We start from the raw sequence: 15,299 nt of genomic DNA, 5'->3' as shown, positions 1-15,299 counted from the left end.
CGGTCAGCCGGCCTGCTGCCGCCCCTCGTACGCCTCGCGGGCGTCGAGCAGCTCGTCCCAGTGCTCGCCGGCCCAGGCGCAGGCGGCCTCCAGGGGCCCGAGCAGGCTGCGCCCGAGCGGCGTCAACGCGTACTCGACGCGCTGGAGGGGGCCGGGGTGCACCGTCCGCTCGACGAACCCGTCCCGCTCCAGCGCGCGCAGCGAGGCGGTGAGCACCTTGGGCGTGACGCGCCGGAGCGGAACCCGCAATTCGGAGAACCGCCGCGGGCCGCCCTCCAGACACCGAATGACCAAAGGCGCCCATTTGTCCCCGAACCGGATCGGATTGAGCGAGGAAGGGCACAACTCGTCGAACATGTCCGCAGGCAGGGGTTCCCTCATGGCGTCACGATAGCGGCAGACGGACCGGTATCCGAGAGGTAACCGGGGCGGTGGCTACGGTCGCGGGCACAGGCCGGGGCGAAGGGTTCCGGCCAGGGCTGAGAGGCGTCCCCATGAACATCGTGATCTTCGGTGCGGGCGGCAGGGCGGGCGGTCACGTGGCGGCGGAGGCGAGGCGCCGGGGCCACACCGTCACGGCCGTGGTCCGCGACCCGTCCCGCCACCGGGACCTGCCGCCGGACGTCCGGGTGGCGGCGGGCGACGTCACGGACGCGGCGGCGGTGGAACGCCTGGCGGCGGGCCACGACGCGGCGGTCTCGGCGGCGGTCGACCTGTCGGCGTCGCCGCACGACTTCTTCACGCGGTCGACCCGGGCCCTCGTCACCGGCCTGCGGAAGGCGGACGTCCGCCACCTGACCGTCGTCGGCCTGTCCTCCGTCCTCCCCGGCCCCACCGGCACCCTCCTGATGGACACCCCGGGCTACCCGAACGCGTACCGCCCCTTCTACCTCGCCCACGCCGCCGGCCTCGACCTCCTCCGCACCTCCGACACCGCCGACCTCGCGTGGACCTACGCGACCCCGGCCGGCGACTTCGACCACGACGGCACCCCGACGGGCCGCTACCGCCGCGCCGAACACGCCGACGCGGCCGACCGGATCACGTACGCGGACTTCGCGGTGGGGGTGCTGGACGGGGTGGAGAACGGCGGGGGCGGGGGTGCGGTGAGTTTCGGTGGGGTGTGAGGGCGCCGTTCGAGGGGCCGTCACCCGCCGGTGCCGCGCCGCCCCGGATCGAGGACGACCGGGAGGCCGGTCAGGCCCCGCAGGTACTCGGGGCGCCAGGTGATCCGGGAGGTGTCGGCCGGGGTGAAGCCCGGGAAGAGCGAGAGAAGTTCGGTGAAGCCCGCCTCGGCCACCACCCTGGCCAGCGGCGCGCCCAGGCAGAAGTGGCGGCCGTGGCCGAAGGACAGGTGGCGGGGTGCCGTCCGGCCGGGAGCGAACGCCGTCGGGTTCGGGAACGCCTCCGGGTCGCGGTTTCCCGCGCCGACGGCCAGCAGGACGAGGTCCCCCGCCGGGATGGTCACCCCCGCCAGCCGCACGTCCCGCGACGAGCGGCGGAACACCCCCGGGTACACCGGGCTGTCGTAGCGCAGCAGCTCGTCGACGAAGGCGCCGACGCGCGACGGGTCCGCGCGCAGCGGCCCGGCCGCCGCCGGGTCGCCGGCGAGCAGCAGGGCGCCGATGCCCAGCAGGTTCGCCGTCGGCTCGTGGCCCGCGACGACCAGCATCAGGCAGACGGAGGCGCACTCCTCGTCGCTCCAGCCCCGCCCGTCGCCGTCCTCCGTCACCAGCGCGGTGACGAGGTCGTCCCCGTGGGGCACCGTCCGGCGGCGGTCGGCGGCCAGGGCGCGGAAGTAGTCCCACATCCGGGCGAACGCGTCGTCTGCCGCGATGGGTTCGTGCGGTCCGGGCGACGTTTCGAGTGACGTGTCGGGCGACGATTCGGGTGTCGTTCCGGGTGACATGAGGACGGTCAGCCGCAGCAGGCCGGCCCGGTCCGCCGCCGGGACGCCGAACACGGCGCAGATGCCGGCGAAGGGGAGCGGGAAGGTGTAGGCGGACACCAGGTCCACCTCGTCCGCCGGGGGCAGCGCGGTGAGGAGGGCGCGGGCCTCGGCGTGCAGCCGGCCGCGGAGGGCCCCGACGCGCGCGGGGCTGAGGAACCGGCCGACGGAGGCGCGGAGCCGGGCGTGGTCCGGGGTCGGCACGGTGGGCCGGGCGCGGCCGGGGGCTTCGCCTTCCGGACCGTCGTCCTGTGGGCCGGCGTCTTGTGCGCCATCGTCTTGTACGCCGTCGTCGTCTTGTACGCCGTCGTCGGCCCGGCCGTCCTTGCCGAGGTGCGGGTGGGCCAGGGCCTCCCGGACAGCCTCGTACCCGGTGACCAGCCAGAGCGCGCCGGCCCCCGGCAGGGCCGCCCGGACCACCGGGCCCCGGCGTCGCGCGGCGGCCAGGAGGGGGTAGGGGTGGATCAGGTCGGCTCCCGCCGACGGCAGGACGAGAGCGGGTTCCACGGCGTCGTCTCCTCTCCCGGGTGGCGGCGGAACGCTTCCGCTCCCGGTGTCATCGGTCCGGCGGGCCGGAGGCGGCAGGGGAGTCGGGGGCGGCGAGGGCGGCGGGGGCGGCGGGGGCGCTCCGCTCACCGTCACCGTCCTCCTCCACCGCGCGTAGCCACTTCTCGCAGGCCAGGGTCCGCCACAGGGCGATCGGCGGGGCGTCCGTCCCCATGCTCAGGACGTGTGCGCGCAGGCGCCCGGCGTCCACGAGGCCGAGGCCGGCGAGCCGGGAGTCCTCGCACAGGGCGAGGATGCCCTCCAGGTTGCGGCGCCGTCCGGCGTGCACGTCCGGCAGCCCCTCCGCCTTGGTCGTGCGCGCGAGGAGCGCTTCGGGGACGGTGCCGCGCATGGCCTCGGCCATCAGCGGTTTGTAGCGCCACGGGGTCGAAAGCTCGTGTGGGCGCACCGCCAGGCAGACCTCCACCACGGCGTCGTCGAGCAGCGGCGCCTCGGTCCGCAGCCCGTGTTCCGCCATGATCCGGCGTACCTGCCGGACGGCGTGCCCGCTGCCCCGGACGACGTCCAACTGGGCCTGCCGACCCGGCCGTTCCGGGGGCAGCAGGTCGTGGGGCGGCTCGGCCAGTGCCGCCCTGAGGTGTTCGCGGGCGGCCTCCGCGGCCCGCCGCGTCGCCCACGGCGGTGTCCGCAGCTCTCCGAGTCCCCAGGGGTCGGGCGGGGCGGCGGCCGGGGGCGGGAGCCCGTCGATCCCGTCCGCGTACGCCGCCGCGAAGGCGGCGTAGGTGCCGGGACGCAGGAACGTCCGGACGGTGCGGGCCAGCGGCCACCTGCGCAGCGCGCGGTATCCCCGGACGTGCCGGAGGCCGGCGCGGGGCGCGTGCCGCAGCAGGTCGTGGAGGTACGCCTCCGGCGCGAGGAGGACCTCGTCGCCGCCGTGCCCGCCCAGGTGGACCCGGCAGCCGCGCTCCGCGAGCCGGCGCGCGGTGTGGACGACGCGCGCGGCGTTGGCGGCGCCCGTGAACGGCTCCTCGGTCCCGGCGTCCGGCCGGGTCACCGCGTCGTACGGCAACGGCATCTCCTCGGGCGGCGTCACGATCCGCTCCACGTCCGGGAGATGGCGCGCGGCGCGCGCCGCCCACCGCAGGTCGTCGTCGTGCCGGCCGCCGGACGAGAACGCCACGACGCGGGCGGGCCCGCGCGCCGCCAGAAAGCACAGCGGGGTGGAGTCCAGGCCGCCGGAGAGGTCGCAGCCGACCGTGCCGCCGTCGCGCGTGCGCAGGTCGACGGCGGCGGCCAGCGCGGCGCCGAACCGGACGGCGCCCTCGCGCAGGGAGAGGACGGGCGGTGGCGGGGCCCAGCGGCGTACGCACCGGCCGTCCCCCGTGGCCGAGTCGATCACCAGCGCGCTGTCCTCGGGAACGGCGTGGACGCCGCGCCACAGCGGAACGCGCTCCGCCGCGACGGGACCGACCGGATAGAGCAGTCGGGCCGCCAGCGCCTCCGTACGGACGTCCGCTCCGACCAGGCCGGCCAGGACGTCCGCCCGGTCCCCGGCGATCACCGGACCGCCGGGCGGCCGGGTGTGGAACACGCGTCGTACCCCGGACGCCGTGCCCTGCACCAGGACGCGGCCCGGTCCGCGGACCACCAGGTGGAAACTCCCGGGCGGTGAGGGGCGCGTCGGCCCGTCCGAGGGCCGCGCGTCGTCGAGCGTCCGTTCCAGAAGGGCCCGGAGTTCGATGGGCGTCGCACCGCAGGCGCCGAGGGCGGCGAGCGAGCCGCGTGGGGTGACGGCGGTGCGCAGTTCGTCCGCGGCCCAGTCGCCGGCGATCCACGGCCGGCCCGACGGGTGGCGGAGGACGCACGGCGCCCGGGCCGCGAGTCGCTCGGCCGCGGCATACGGCGGCTCGGCATCCGGAAGAACGACGAACCAGTTCCGACCGCGACCGAGCATTCTCACGTCCCCACTACTTGCGGGTCAGGTACCAGTCGAATCCCATGCCCTGCTTGTTGGCGCGGGTCAGCTCCGTGAATGAACCGACGAGGACCAACTCGGGGCGCTCGTACACGAGCTTGGCCACGGATTTCTCCTTTCGGTCGTCGATGACCGGACACGGAGGACTGTAGGTGGGTGGTGCACCGGTCGCAATGGCCGGGGGAGGGAAACGAGACAGAAAACGAGACAGAAGCCGCTGCAGGCTTCGGGGAGGAGGTCCGGGAGGAGAACCGGAACCGGTGGAGGAGTGGCGGTAGTTGAATGCCGGAGAAGGATTTTGGGAATGCCGCGGGGAAGCGCCGTGCCATAAACCCGCGGGCGTCCGGCGGGAATTGTCAGCCGCTCAGTGCGAGAGCGCGGTAGAAAGAATTGCCGCGGACCAGGTCGGCATGGGATCCGGTGCCGACAACCCGCCCCGCGTCCAGGACGACGATGCGTCCGGCTCGGCGCACCGTCGACATCCGGTGGGCGATGACGAGCGTCGCGCACGAGGCCGAGACCTCGTCGACCACCTCCGCGAGCGCGGCCTCGTTGACGGCGTCGAGCGCGGAGGTGGGTTCGTCGAGGAGCAGCAGGGCGGGCTTTCGCAGCAGGGCCCGGGCGATGGCGACGCGCTGCCGTTCGCCGCCCGACAGGGCGCACCCGTGCTCCCCGACGAGGGAGTCCAGGCCCCGGGGGAGCCGCGCCACCAGCCCGTCGAGCCGGACCCGTTCCAGGACGTCCGCGACGTCCCGGGCCGTGGCGTCCGGCCGGCCGTACACGAGGTTCTCGCGCAGGGTTCCGTGCAGCACCGGGCAGTTCTGTTCGACGAGCGCGGTCCGGGCCCGTACGGACTGCGGCGAGGGGAAGTCCGCGACGTCCACGCCGTGCAGCAGGATCCGGCCCTCCTGCGGTTCGTGGAAGCGCTCGACGAGGGAGAAGACGGTCGACTTGCCGGCGCCGGAGAGGCCCACCAGCGCGCAGTACGAGCGGGGCGGGACGCGGAACGAGACGTGGGAGAGGGCCGGGTTGGGGTTCCCGCCCTCGGCCGGGTAGGCGAAGGAGATGTTCCGGAACTCCAGGGCCGGGGGCTCGCCGGGCGGTCGCGCGATGGGGACCGCCGCCCGGCCGGCGGATGCGGGCCCTCCGCTTCCGGCCGCCTCACCTGCCCCCGGCTCCACGGGCGCCGACTCCACTTCCCTGACCCGGCCCAGGGAGGCCAGGCCCTTCTGGATCGTGCCGGCCGTGCGGAAGATCGCGGCGAGGGGCATCACCGCGTACATGACCGCCATCAGGAAGGCGACGAGATGCGGGAGCGTGGTGGCGCCGTCGGCCGCCCGTAGCCCGCCCACGAGGACCACCAGCACCATCGAGCCGTTGGCGGCCAGTTCCATCGCCGGGCTGACCAGCGATTCCAAGGCGGCCACCCGCACCCCGGCCGCGTAGGAGTCACGGGCGTGCCGTCCGATGCGCTCGGCCTCGCGGGCTTCCGCGTTGTTCGCCTTGACCGTCCGGATCGCGGAGAGGGCGCGCTCCAGGTCCGACGCGAAGAACCCCGCGCTCACCTGGGCCCGGTGGGTCGCCGCCCGGATGCCGGACAGGACCGAGAAGACGAGCGCGGTGGCGAGGGTGACGGGGAGCACCGTGAGCAGGAAGAGCCGCCAGTCGAGCCAGAGCATGAGCCCCACGGCGCCGACGACGGTGACGGTTCCGGTCAGCAGGTCGACCAGTCCGTGCATCACGACTTCGCGGATGAGCGTCAGGTCCGTGGTGGCCCGGGAGAGCAGGTCCCCGACGCGCCGGGTGTCGTGCGTGCCGATCCGCGAGAAGAGGAGCCGGGGCACGAGCCGGTTCCGCAGCCGGAGGACGACGGACTCGCTGGTGCGCTGGAGCAGGTACGCGCCGGCGGACGACGCTCCCGCCTGGAGCACGAACAGTGCCGCCAGCGCCGCGAGCAGGACCGGGCGGTCGCCCTCCCGCTGCACGGCACGCATCGCCAGGACCGGGACGGCGAGCCGGAGCAGGGCTGCCGCGACGGTCAGCAGGGACGACCAGGCGAGGGCGGCGCGATGGGGGACGACGAGCCGTACGAAGTCCGCCACGCGGGCGCCGGAGGGTGTGGGGGGCGCGGGGGTTCCGGAAGGCGTCTTCTCCGGGGGCGGCGCGGGAGTGGAGGGGCCGTGCGACCGTGTCACGGGACGTTCCTTCGCCGGACGGCGGCTGGGGCGGCTGGGGCGGCAGGGGTGACTGGGGTGGTGGGGGTGACTGTGGCGACGGGGGCGACGGAGAAGAGGGTGCCGAGATAGCCGTCCTCGAACGGCTCGCCGACCGGCCGGCCTTCCGCTTCCACCCACGCGTGCGCCAGAAAGGGTTCCAGCCGAGCTCCCACGCACCACGTCGGCCAGCAGCCGCGCACGCGGCACAACAGTGCCGTGGCGATGGACCGCGGCAGGCACCCTTCTCCGGCACAGTAGAGGCTCGTCGAGGTCACGTCCCGGCGTGCGCGCAGCGCCTGTTCGGCGCCTGCCGCCGGAGCGTCGCCGCGGATCGCCGTCATGACGGCTCTCAAGTGCCGTGGAGGTAGGCGCGCTAGGCCCCGGGCGAGCAGGACGACCGGGGCGACGAGCAGCTTGCGGCGGAAGGGGAGGGCGTCGCGCACGGCCAAGGCTTCGGGAGTGCTCACGCTTCCGTCCGCTCTTCCACCAGGGACGCCGAACGCAGCGCGGAGAGAAGCGCTTTCACATCGGCCCGGGCCTGTGCGGAATCCACCTCGTAGCGACGGACCAGGGCCTCGGCGGCGGCTTCGGCGTCACCGCCGCCGAGCAGCGCGTCGAGAGCGGTTCCGGCGGAGGAGTTGATCTGCCAATAACGGCCGCTGCGTTCGTCCAGAATGACAGAACCTCCTTCCACTTTCGTCACGGAAACGTGGTCCTGAAGGCGAACGGCCATGACCTGCCTTTCCCCGGAGTCAGGAAAGTGACCCTAATTTCGGCCCTTGAGGCCGACAACCGGCAAACCGGCCAAGTGCGAGATGTGGCGGCTCCGGTGAAACGCCGAGGTGACCCGCCGCTCCCCGCACGGACCACGCCGGACAGGAGTGGCCGGATTCTCCGCCCGGGCCGCGGAAAAACCAATGCCGGTGCGGGTGGCGGGAAATGGGAACGGCCGGCGTGCGCGGACGGCGGGGCCGACCGTGCTGACGGGGCGGAAGGGCCGGTCCGGGGGCGCTGAAGATCGTCAATTCGAGCGTGCCACACTGCTGCGCGTGCGCAACCATCTTCTGGTGATCCATCCGGTCCGTACCGAGGGAGTCGCAGCGTGACGCTGGCCGCCGCGAATCATGAGAGTCTCGCCAATCTCAGCAACACGCTGGTGTATTCGGCGATGGCGGTGTACACCCTGGCCTTTTTCGCCCACCTGGCGGAGTGGGTGCTGGGAAGCCGCAGCAGGGTGGGCCGCACGGCGGCCTCCCTCACGGTCCGGGCGGGCGCGCCCGGCGCCGCGCCCCCGGCCGTCCGGCAGAGCGGCGGAACGGCCGTCCTGGAGCGGCCTGTGGTCGTCACGCGTGCCGACGGGGAACGTCCCGACATGCCCGACGGCCCCGGCGCGTCCGGGGGTTCGGCGCGCGGCGACCTCTACGGCAGGATCGCCGTGTCGCTGACCGTCCTGGCCTTCCTGCTGCACCTCGGCGGGGTCCTCGCCCGCGCCCTGTCCGTGGAACGGGCGCCCTGGGCCAACATGTACGAGTACTCCACGACCTTCGGCATGGTCGTGACCGGCGGCTACCTCCTGTTCCTCGGGCTGGGCAGGAACGTCCGGTGGATGGGGCTCCCCCTGGTCACCACGGTGCTGCTGGATCTGGGGCTGGCCGTCTCCGTCCTGTACACCGACAGCGACCAGCTCGTCCCGGCCCTCCACTCGTACTGGCTCTACATCCACGTCAGTTGCGCCATCCTCTGCGGCGCGTTCCTCTACCTCGGCGCGATCAGCACTCTGCTCTACCTCTTCCGCGACCGCTACGAGACGAAGCTGACCGGCGAGGGCGCCCGCCGCCCCGGCCGTGTCGCGGCCTCCGTCCTGCAGCGGATGCCCGCGGCCTCCTCCCTCGACAAGTCCGCCTACCGCGTCAACGCCCTGGTCTTCCCGCTCTGGACCTTCACGCTCATCGCCGGGGCGATCTGGGCCGAGGCGGCCTGGGGACGCTACTGGGGCTGGGACGCCAAGGAGATCTGGACGCTCATCACCTGGGTCGCCTACGCGAGTTACCTCCACGCCCGCGCCACGGCGGGCTGGCGTGGGCGGAAAGCCGCCTGGCTGGGGCTGGCCGCGTTCGGCTGCTACTTGTTCAACTACTACGGAGTGAACATCTTCTTCAACAGCCTGCACGCCTACTCGGGCGTCTGAGACCGGGACACCGTGCCGGCCGCCCCTCCGCTCCCTACGGCACCCGCGCCGTCCACTCGTCGGACGAGAACTTCGTCTCCGCGAGTTCGACCGCGCGGGCCATCTCCTCCTCCGTCACCGACCCCGCCGCCAGGCCGTAGCGGCCGCGGAAGGAGTCGATCATGCGGTCGATGACCGTGGCGCGGGAGAGGCCGGTCTGGCGGCGGAGGGGGTCGACGCGCTTCTTGGCGCTCTTGGTGCCCTTGTCGGAGAGCTTCTCGCGGCCGATGCGGAGGACGTCGAGCATCTTGTCGGCGTCGATGTCGTAGGCCATCGTCACGTGGTGCAGGACGGCACCGTCGCCGGAGACGACCCGCTTCTGGGCCGCACCTGCGATCTTGCCGGCCTCGGTCGCGATGTCGTTGAGCGGCTGGTACCAGGCCTTGACGCCCATCTCCTCCAGGGCGCCGAGGACCCAGTCGTCGAGGTAGGCGTAGCTGTCCGCGAAGGAGAGGCCCTGGACGAGGGCGTCGGGGACGCAGAGGGAGTACGTGATCGTGTTGCCGGGCTCGATGAACATGGCGCCACCGCCCGAGATGCGGCGGACGACCGTGATGTCGTGCCGGGCGGCGCCCTCCGCGTCGACCTCGTTGCGGAGCGACTGGAAGCTGCCGATGACCACGGCCGGGGAACCCCACTCCCACACCCGCAGCGTCGGCGGGCGGCGGCCCGCGGCGACCTCGGCGGTCAGGACCTCGTCCAGGGCCATGTGGAGGGCGGGGGACTGGGGGCCGTCGTGGATGAGCTGCCAGTCGTAGTGGTGCCAGTCCGTGGCGTTCGCCAGGGCCCGGCGGACCGCGACGCCCACGGCCTCGGAGGTGAGGCCGAACATCACCGTCCCCTCCGGGAGCGCCGCGTCGACGCGGGCGGCGATCTCCTGCGCGGACAGCTCGGCGCCCGCGCCCTCCAGCGCCCGGTTGATCTCGAACAGCGCCTCGTCCGGTTCGAGGAAGAAGTCCCCGGCCACCCGGACGTCGCGCAGCACCCCGTCCCGTACCTCCAGGTCCACGACGACGAGCTTGCCGCCCGGCACCTTGTACTCACCGTGCACGGCGTACCCTCCTGAAACGTGCCGCCGGGCCGGTCCCAGTGGCAGATACAGCCACGGTACGTGGTGGGGCCTCGTGCTCCGCCGCATGGTCGACGGCCGGGGCGCGGCATTGCGGGACCGACGGCGGTGGTCCCGGCGCGGAGAACCCGTGGGTTCGGGGCGAGCGGGAGGCGTCAGTGCGGAATGCCCTTGAGTGATCGTGGGCGGGAGCGCGGCGAGGGCCACGGTGCCCTGCTCTCGTCTTCGCCGCCGCTATGAGGGCGCGTTCGATGAGTCAGGCACCACAGCCCCCGGTCGGGTGGTTTGGAATCGACTCTTCGCTGTCCCATCGAGTCAACCGGGAGAATGGGTCGGCATGTTGCAGTCGGGGTGAGGTGTCCGCGTCGACACTCACAGGGAACGTCACCCAGCAAAGGAGACGGCATGCGCAAGACTGCCCGAAAGCTCGCCGGTGTCAGCGCCGTACTCGCCGCGACCATGGTGCTCTTGGCTCCTCCCGCTTCAGCCGTCAAACCGGGCGAGCGGTTCCGCTACGGCAGTCTGGACTGCCTCGCTACCGCAGACGCGGCGTGGAACGGGGCACTGAGCTGCACCGGGACCATGAACGTCAACTGGCGAGCCAAGGTCAAGTGCTACCTGGGCTTCACGTACTACGGAACGTGGCAGAACAACGCCACCGGTGGCACCAAGGAGTCCAAGTCCGACTCCAAATGTGCCTTCTACGTTGACGACATCATCATCGACGCCATCTCCCCGGGGTAGACGGCATCCGCGAAGCGATGGTCTGGGAGTAACAGGTGGGCCTGCGGCCGGCGGGCCGACGCCGGTCGGCCGTGCGTGCCCGCTTGTCCAGTGCGTCGGCGGGGCGGTGTTGTGCAGGGCCGTCGTCGTCGCCGACTCCGGCGGCAAGTGCTCGGCCATCACCCGCCAGTAGCGGTGGAGGCCCGCCTCGCAGATGTGCGCGTCCTCGGGGTGCAGCACGCCCTTGGTGAAGGTGTCGAGATCACCGGCGGTCAGGGCACGCAGGTGGGAAGCGCCAGCGCTGGGCGGCCAGTGCGTAGTGCGTAGACGGGGTGGCCGGGAGAGGTTCCAGGGGCGGCGTGCCCGATCGGATCGAGCAGGAAGCAACCACCTGAGCATTTGGGGGCGCGTAGGTGGTGTAGGGCGCCGTGCGGTCCGGGTGGGCAACTGGTGCTTGTCGATCCATCGGGACGTAGGCGAAGCCATCCTCGTGCAGACAGTCACAACCGGGCAGTCCAGTGCGTCCCGAACGGGCAGGTCGCCGGTTTTGGGCGCGGCTGTCGTGCTGGTCGAAGTGGCGCCGGTCCCCACTGCGCTCGCCGGTCCCAACGAGTGGACACCCAAAATCGCCATCGAGGTCGAGTCCGGTCGGTGGCGTTCGCCCGAGGGTCGGTCCGGTTTACGTATGACCCGCCTTTCACTTGGGTGTCGTCCGGTAACGCCTTGGATGTGGCGGTTTTTCGCCTCATTGTTTGCGGGATTCGGCAGATATGTTCCCTGCCGTGCCGAGCAGGCGCCGCCGGACATCCGGGGTGCTCATCACGTCTGAAGGGGATTTCAGAGGTGGCTGAAACAATGAATCTCACCGACGAACTGCGTCCGGTGGCCGAATGGGTCGGGGAGGACGTCTCCGACCTCGTGAAGAAGTACGAGGCCGCCGTCGCGGAGCACCCCGAGCCTCGCTTCGTGGAAGTCGCGAGGGCCGAGCCCGGGACCCGGGTCGGGGTCGACATCCACAAGGAGTACCACCTCACCATCGTCCCGCGCGTTCTCGTCCTGAAGGTCACGGTGGACGCGCAGACCGGTGCGGACTGGCACGCGAAGGTGGAGGTCCAGCCCACGGTCTTCGGCTACGGGCTGCAGACCTCGGGCTTCGAGCTCTCCCGTTTCAACAGCAGCATCACGATCCACCCGGCCATATCGGTGGCCGGTGCCGATCTGACGCTCGGGTTCTACGGGGAGAAGCTCTGCTTCGGGGTGCAGGGAGACGTCTGGTACTGGGCCTTGAAGAAGCACAAGAAGCCGATCGACGCGTCGAACCTCTTCTGCCTCATGTGAGTTCTCGCGTGAGTTTCTCGTGCGCGTTTCCCGTGATCCGCTCTGTCGGTGACGAAGAGGCCGGCCAGGGCGGATCGCGTGTTTCCGCGGGGTGTCGGCGGCTCCTCCGCCGCGCCGCGTTCACCTCGCCGTCGGCCCGTGGCCACCTCCCCGCCCCCGGTTGTCGGTGGGGCATGGTTCGATGGGCGTATGATCGATGATTTTCTCGCAGGGGACCTGACCGACGTCGAGGAAGCGGTGCGCAAGGCCGCCGCGGCCGAGATCATGCCGCGGTTCCGGCAGCTCGCCGCCCACGAGATCGTCGAGAAGAAGGGGCCGCACGACCTGGTGACGGTGGCCGACCGGATGGCCGAGGAGCACCTGACGGCCGCGCTCACCGTGCTGCTGCCCGGGTCGCGGGTGGTCGGGGAGGAGGCCGTGCACGCGGATCCGGCGGTGCTCGACGCGCTGCGCGGCGACGATCCGGTGTGGATCGTGGACCCGGTCGACGGCACCCGGCAGTTCGTGCACGGCGACCCCGGGTTCGCCACGCTCGTCTGCCTCGCGCACCGGGGTGAGCTGCTCGCCTCCTGGACGTACGCCCCCGCGCTGGACCTGATGGCGACGGCCCGCCGGGGCGCGGGCGCCTTCCTCGGCGGCGAGCCGCTGCGGCCCGGGCCCGCCGCGCCCGGCGCGGAGCTGCGGGTGGCGATATCGCACTACGACTTCACCACCGACGACGAGAAGCGCCTGCTCGCGCGGCTCGACACGCCCGGGGTGGCGACGCGGCCGTGCGGTTCGGCAGGGCTGGAGTACCTGAACGTGGCGCGCGGCGAGATCGACGCGGTCGCCTTCTCGTGGCCCAACGCCTGGGACCACGCCGCCGGGCTGCTGCTCGTCGTCGAGGCGGGCGGGGCGAGCGGGACGGTGGCGGGGGAGCCGTTCCGGATCGGCGGCGGCAACACGATGCCGTTCTCCGCCGCGCGGGACGCGGGGACGCTCGCACGTATTCTGGGCCTGCTGGCGGCCTGAGCGGGGCCGCCGGGTCCGGCCGTCCCGGCCGTTCACGAGGGGAGTTCCGCCGGTGTCCACCATGCTCGACGCCGTCGTCGTAGGGTCCGGCCCCAACGGGCTGACGGCCGCCGTGGAACTGGCCCGCCGCGGCCTGTCCGTCGAGGTCTTCGAGGCGGCCGACGGTATCGGCGGCGGCGCCCGCACCGAGGAGCTCACCCTCCCCGGCTTCCGCCACGACCCGTGCTCCGCCGTGCACCCGCTCGGGATCGGCTCTCCTGCCTTCGGGGACCTGCCGCTCGCCCGGCACGGTCTGGAGTGGCTCCACCCCGAGCTGCCGATGGCGCATCCGTTCCCGGACGGTTCCGCCGCCGTCCTCTCACGGCGCGTGGGCGAGACGGCCGCCTCCCTCGGGGAGCACGACGCGGGCGCGTACCGCCGGGCCGTCGAGCCCTTCCACGGGAAGTGGGACGCCCTCGCCCGGGACTTCCTGCGCACCCAGTGGGACGGGCTGCCCCGCGATCCCGTCGGCTACGCGCGGTTCGGGCTGTCGGCGGGGCTGCCGGCCGCCGTCTACGTGCGGCGGTTCCGCGACGCCAAGGCCCGGGCGCTGTTCGCCGGGCTGGCCGCGCACGGGATCGCGCCGCTCACCGGCATCGGAACGGCCGGCATGGCCCTGATCTTCGCCCTCGCCGCACACGAACGCGGCTGGCCCGTGCCGCGCGGCGGCTCGCAGGGCATCGCCGACGCCCTGGCCTCCTGCCTGCGCGAGCGCGGCGGCGCGATCCACACCGGTTTCGAGGTGCGGCGGCTCGACGAGCTGCCGCCCGCCCGCGCCTACCTCTTCGACACCTCGCCGACCGCCCTGGCCCGGATCGCCGGGCTCGGCGACGCCTACCGGGGCTTTCGCTACGGGCCCTCCGCGTTCAAGATCGACTACGCGCTGTCCGGGCCCGTGCCCTGGCGGGCCGAGGCCGCGCGCCGCGCCGGGACCGTTCATGTGGGTCCGTCTTACGGGGAGATCCGCGACGCGCTGAGCGCCGCGGTCCATGGTCGCGACCCCTCCGTCCCCTTCCTCATCACCGCCCAGCCCAGCATCATCGACCCCGGCCGGGCGCCGGAGGGCAAGCACACGTTCTGGGTGTACGGGCACGTCCCCAACGGCTGGCGCGGCGACGCCACCGAGGTGATCGAGCGGCAGATCGAACGGTTCGCGCCCGGCTTCCGGGACCTGGTGCTGGCCCGGGCCGTCGCCGGGCCGCCGGTGCTCGCCGCCCGCAACGCCAACTACGTCGGCGGCGACATCGCCTGCGGTTCGGTCGCCGGCCTGCGGCTGCTCATCCGGCCCAAGCTCGCGCGGGTGCCCTACGCGACGGCTCATCCCGCCGTGTTCCTCTGCTCGTCGGCGACGCCGCCGGGGCCGGGGGTGCACGGGATGTCGGGGCATCATGCGGCGCGGGCGGTGTGGCGGAGGTTGCGGGAGCTTTAGGGCGTGCCCGCGGGGCGCGTGGGGCGTGCGGCGCATTGCCGCCACTCCGCCCGTGGGCCGAGTGATCTCGGGGTGCCCGGGCAATGCTGCGTCGGGTGGTTCCGCTTGCGCGCCGGAGGCCGGCGGGGCAGGGGGGCCGCCCGGGGGAGCCGCCGTCCGGCGCTTCCTCCGGGGCAGCGCTGTCCGGCGCTGTCCCTGGGGCACATGAGAGAAACGGGTCCGTGATGAGACGAGCACTCGTGGCGGGGACACTGGCGCTGGGACTGGCGGCGGCCGTGCCGGTCCTGGCCGCCACCCCCGCCTCCGCCCTGGACGCCTTCGAGATCCGCAACGACCGCAGTGGCAAGTGCCTGACCGTGAACGGCGACAACGTCGAGATCCGCACCTGCGGCAACGGTTCGTCGCAGTGGTGGATGTGGGACGGCAAGAAGCTCCGCAGCCTCGCGAACATGCACTGCCTCGACGTCCGCAACGGCGGCATCAACGAGGCCGTCCAGGCGGTGGGCGACTGTCACGGCAACGCCAACCAGCGCTGGTTCTTCTGGAACCGCGAGCTGCACACGGATCTGAACGGGCAGATCGCTCAGGTGCAGCGGGCGGATGACACGTGGGACGGGGCCGGGATCAATATGCATGACCCCAACGGGGGGTCGTGGCAGCACTGGTACACCACGAAGGTCTGAGCTTGGCCCGGCCGAGCCGGCGGGGCCGGGGGGCCTGTTTCGCGCTTTCGGCGCGGGTGGGTGTGCCTCGGTCCCGCCCCTTCCCGTTTCTTGCGGGGGCCGTGCCCCCGCACACCCGAAACCGCGCTTCGTGG

Annotated in this window: 15 protein-coding genes; 7 read left to right on the top strand and 8 right to left on the bottom strand. The window is 72.8% G+C overall.

Going from position 1 to position 15,299, the window contains the following annotated elements; translation table 11 throughout:
- Positions 1 to 3: 3 nt before the first annotated feature.
- A complete protein-coding gene (locus tag JNW98_RS04305) occupies positions 4 to 381 on the bottom strand; it encodes a winged helix-turn-helix transcriptional regulator (RefSeq protein ID WP_223766710.1) in 378 nt (125 codons plus the stop codon).
- A gap of 113 nt (positions 382 to 494) precedes the next feature.
- On the opposite strand from JNW98_RS04305, the gene JNW98_RS04300 reads away from it, so the two are divergent.
- On the top strand, positions 495 to 1,127 hold the full coding sequence (locus JNW98_RS04300) for an NAD(P)-dependent oxidoreductase (protein ID WP_223766709.1): 633 nt from the start codon (positions 495 to 497) through the stop codon (positions 1,125 to 1,127).
- A 20-nt stretch (positions 1,128 to 1,147) separates the two neighbouring features.
- Here JNW98_RS04300 and JNW98_RS36495 read toward each other — a convergent pair whose 3' ends face one another.
- From JNW98_RS36495 to JNW98_RS04270, 6 genes are all read right to left on the bottom strand, one after another.
- A complete protein-coding gene (locus JNW98_RS36495) occupies positions 1,148 to 2,455 on the bottom strand; it encodes a cytochrome P450 (RefSeq protein ID WP_223766708.1) in 1,308 nt (435 codons plus the stop codon).
- A gap of 49 nt (positions 2,456 to 2,504) precedes the next feature.
- The gene (locus JNW98_RS04290; RefSeq protein WP_223766707.1) at positions 2,505 to 4,409 is read right to left on the bottom strand and encodes an asparagine synthase-related protein; all 1,905 of its coding nucleotides are present in this window, start codon (positions 4,407 to 4,409) and stop codon (positions 2,505 to 2,507) included.
- A 13-nt stretch (positions 4,410 to 4,422) separates the two neighbouring features.
- Positions 4,423 to 4,536: a lasso RiPP family leader peptide-containing protein gene (locus JNW98_RS36490; protein ID WP_223766706.1), complete on the bottom strand. Its 114-nt coding sequence runs from the start codon at positions 4,534 to 4,536 to the stop codon at positions 4,423 to 4,425.
- 250 nt (positions 4,537 to 4,786) lie between these two features.
- Positions 4,787 to 6,625 carry an ABC transporter ATP-binding protein gene (locus JNW98_RS04280; protein WP_223766705.1) on the bottom strand — a complete coding sequence of 613 codons (1,839 nt, stop codon included), beginning with the start codon at positions 6,623 to 6,625 and terminating at the stop codon, positions 4,787 to 4,789.
- Entirely contained in the window at positions 6,622 to 7,113 is a 492-nt protein-coding gene (locus JNW98_RS04275; RefSeq protein ID WP_223766704.1) for a lasso peptide biosynthesis B2 protein, read from the bottom strand. The genes JNW98_RS04280 and JNW98_RS04275 overlap by 4 nt, the downstream gene beginning before the upstream one ends.
- Complete coding sequence (locus JNW98_RS04270) at positions 7,110 to 7,379, bottom strand: lasso peptide biosynthesis PqqD family chaperone (RefSeq protein ID WP_223766703.1); 270 nt, start codon at positions 7,377 to 7,379, stop codon at positions 7,110 to 7,112. Before JNW98_RS04270 ends, JNW98_RS04275 begins: the two co-directional genes overlap by 4 nt.
- A 369-nt stretch (positions 7,380 to 7,748) precedes the next feature.
- On the opposite strand from JNW98_RS04270, the gene ccsB reads away from it, so the two are divergent.
- A complete protein-coding gene (gene ccsB / locus JNW98_RS04265; RefSeq protein ID WP_223766702.1) occupies positions 7,749 to 8,834 on the top strand; it encodes a c-type cytochrome biogenesis protein CcsB in 1,086 nt (361 codons plus the stop codon).
- 34 nt (positions 8,835 to 8,868) lie between these two features.
- Here ccsB and lplAB read toward each other — a convergent pair whose 3' ends face one another.
- Positions 8,869 to 9,924: a lipoate-protein ligase LplAB gene (gene lplAB, locus JNW98_RS04260; RefSeq protein WP_223766701.1), complete on the bottom strand. Its 1,056-nt coding sequence runs from the start codon at positions 9,922 to 9,924 to the stop codon at positions 8,869 to 8,871.
- Positions 9,925 to 10,347: 423 nt separating this feature from the next.
- Here lplAB and JNW98_RS04255 point away from each other — a divergent pair, with 423 nt between their 5' ends.
- The 5 genes from JNW98_RS04255 (at position 10,348) to JNW98_RS04235 (ending at position 15,165) form a co-directional block, all read left to right on the top strand.
- The gene (locus JNW98_RS04255) at positions 10,348 to 10,686 is read left to right on the top strand and encodes a hypothetical protein (RefSeq protein ID WP_223766700.1); all 339 of its coding nucleotides are present in this window, start codon (positions 10,348 to 10,350) and stop codon (positions 10,684 to 10,686) included.
- Positions 10,687 to 11,520: 834 nt separating this feature from the next.
- Complete coding sequence (locus JNW98_RS04250) at positions 11,521 to 12,003, top strand: hypothetical protein (RefSeq protein WP_223766699.1); 483 nt, start codon at positions 11,521 to 11,523, stop codon at positions 12,001 to 12,003.
- 189 nt (positions 12,004 to 12,192) lie between these two features.
- Positions 12,193 to 13,014 (top strand): inositol monophosphatase family protein, encoded by an 822-nt coding sequence (locus JNW98_RS04245; protein ID WP_223766698.1) that lies wholly within the window; start codon positions 12,193 to 12,195, stop codon positions 13,012 to 13,014.
- Positions 13,015 to 13,075: 61 nt separating this feature from the next.
- Positions 13,076 to 14,482, top strand: a complete 1,407-nt coding sequence (locus tag JNW98_RS04240; protein ID WP_223766732.1) for a phytoene desaturase family protein — start codon at positions 13,076 to 13,078, stop codon at positions 14,480 to 14,482.
- Between the two features lie 224 nt (positions 14,483 to 14,706).
- Positions 14,707 to 15,165 (top strand): RICIN domain-containing protein, encoded by a 459-nt coding sequence (locus tag JNW98_RS04235; protein ID WP_223766697.1) that lies wholly within the window; start codon positions 14,707 to 14,709, stop codon positions 15,163 to 15,165.
- The last annotated feature ends 134 nt before the right edge of the window (positions 15,166 to 15,299 follow it).

The sequence above is a fragment of the Streptomyces huiliensis genome (genome assembly GCF_020037025.1).
Classification (GTDB): Bacteria; Actinomycetota; Actinomycetes; order Streptomycetales; family Streptomycetaceae; genus Streptomyces; species Streptomyces huiliensis.
This window is presented reverse-complemented; position numbering and strand designations above follow the sequence as displayed.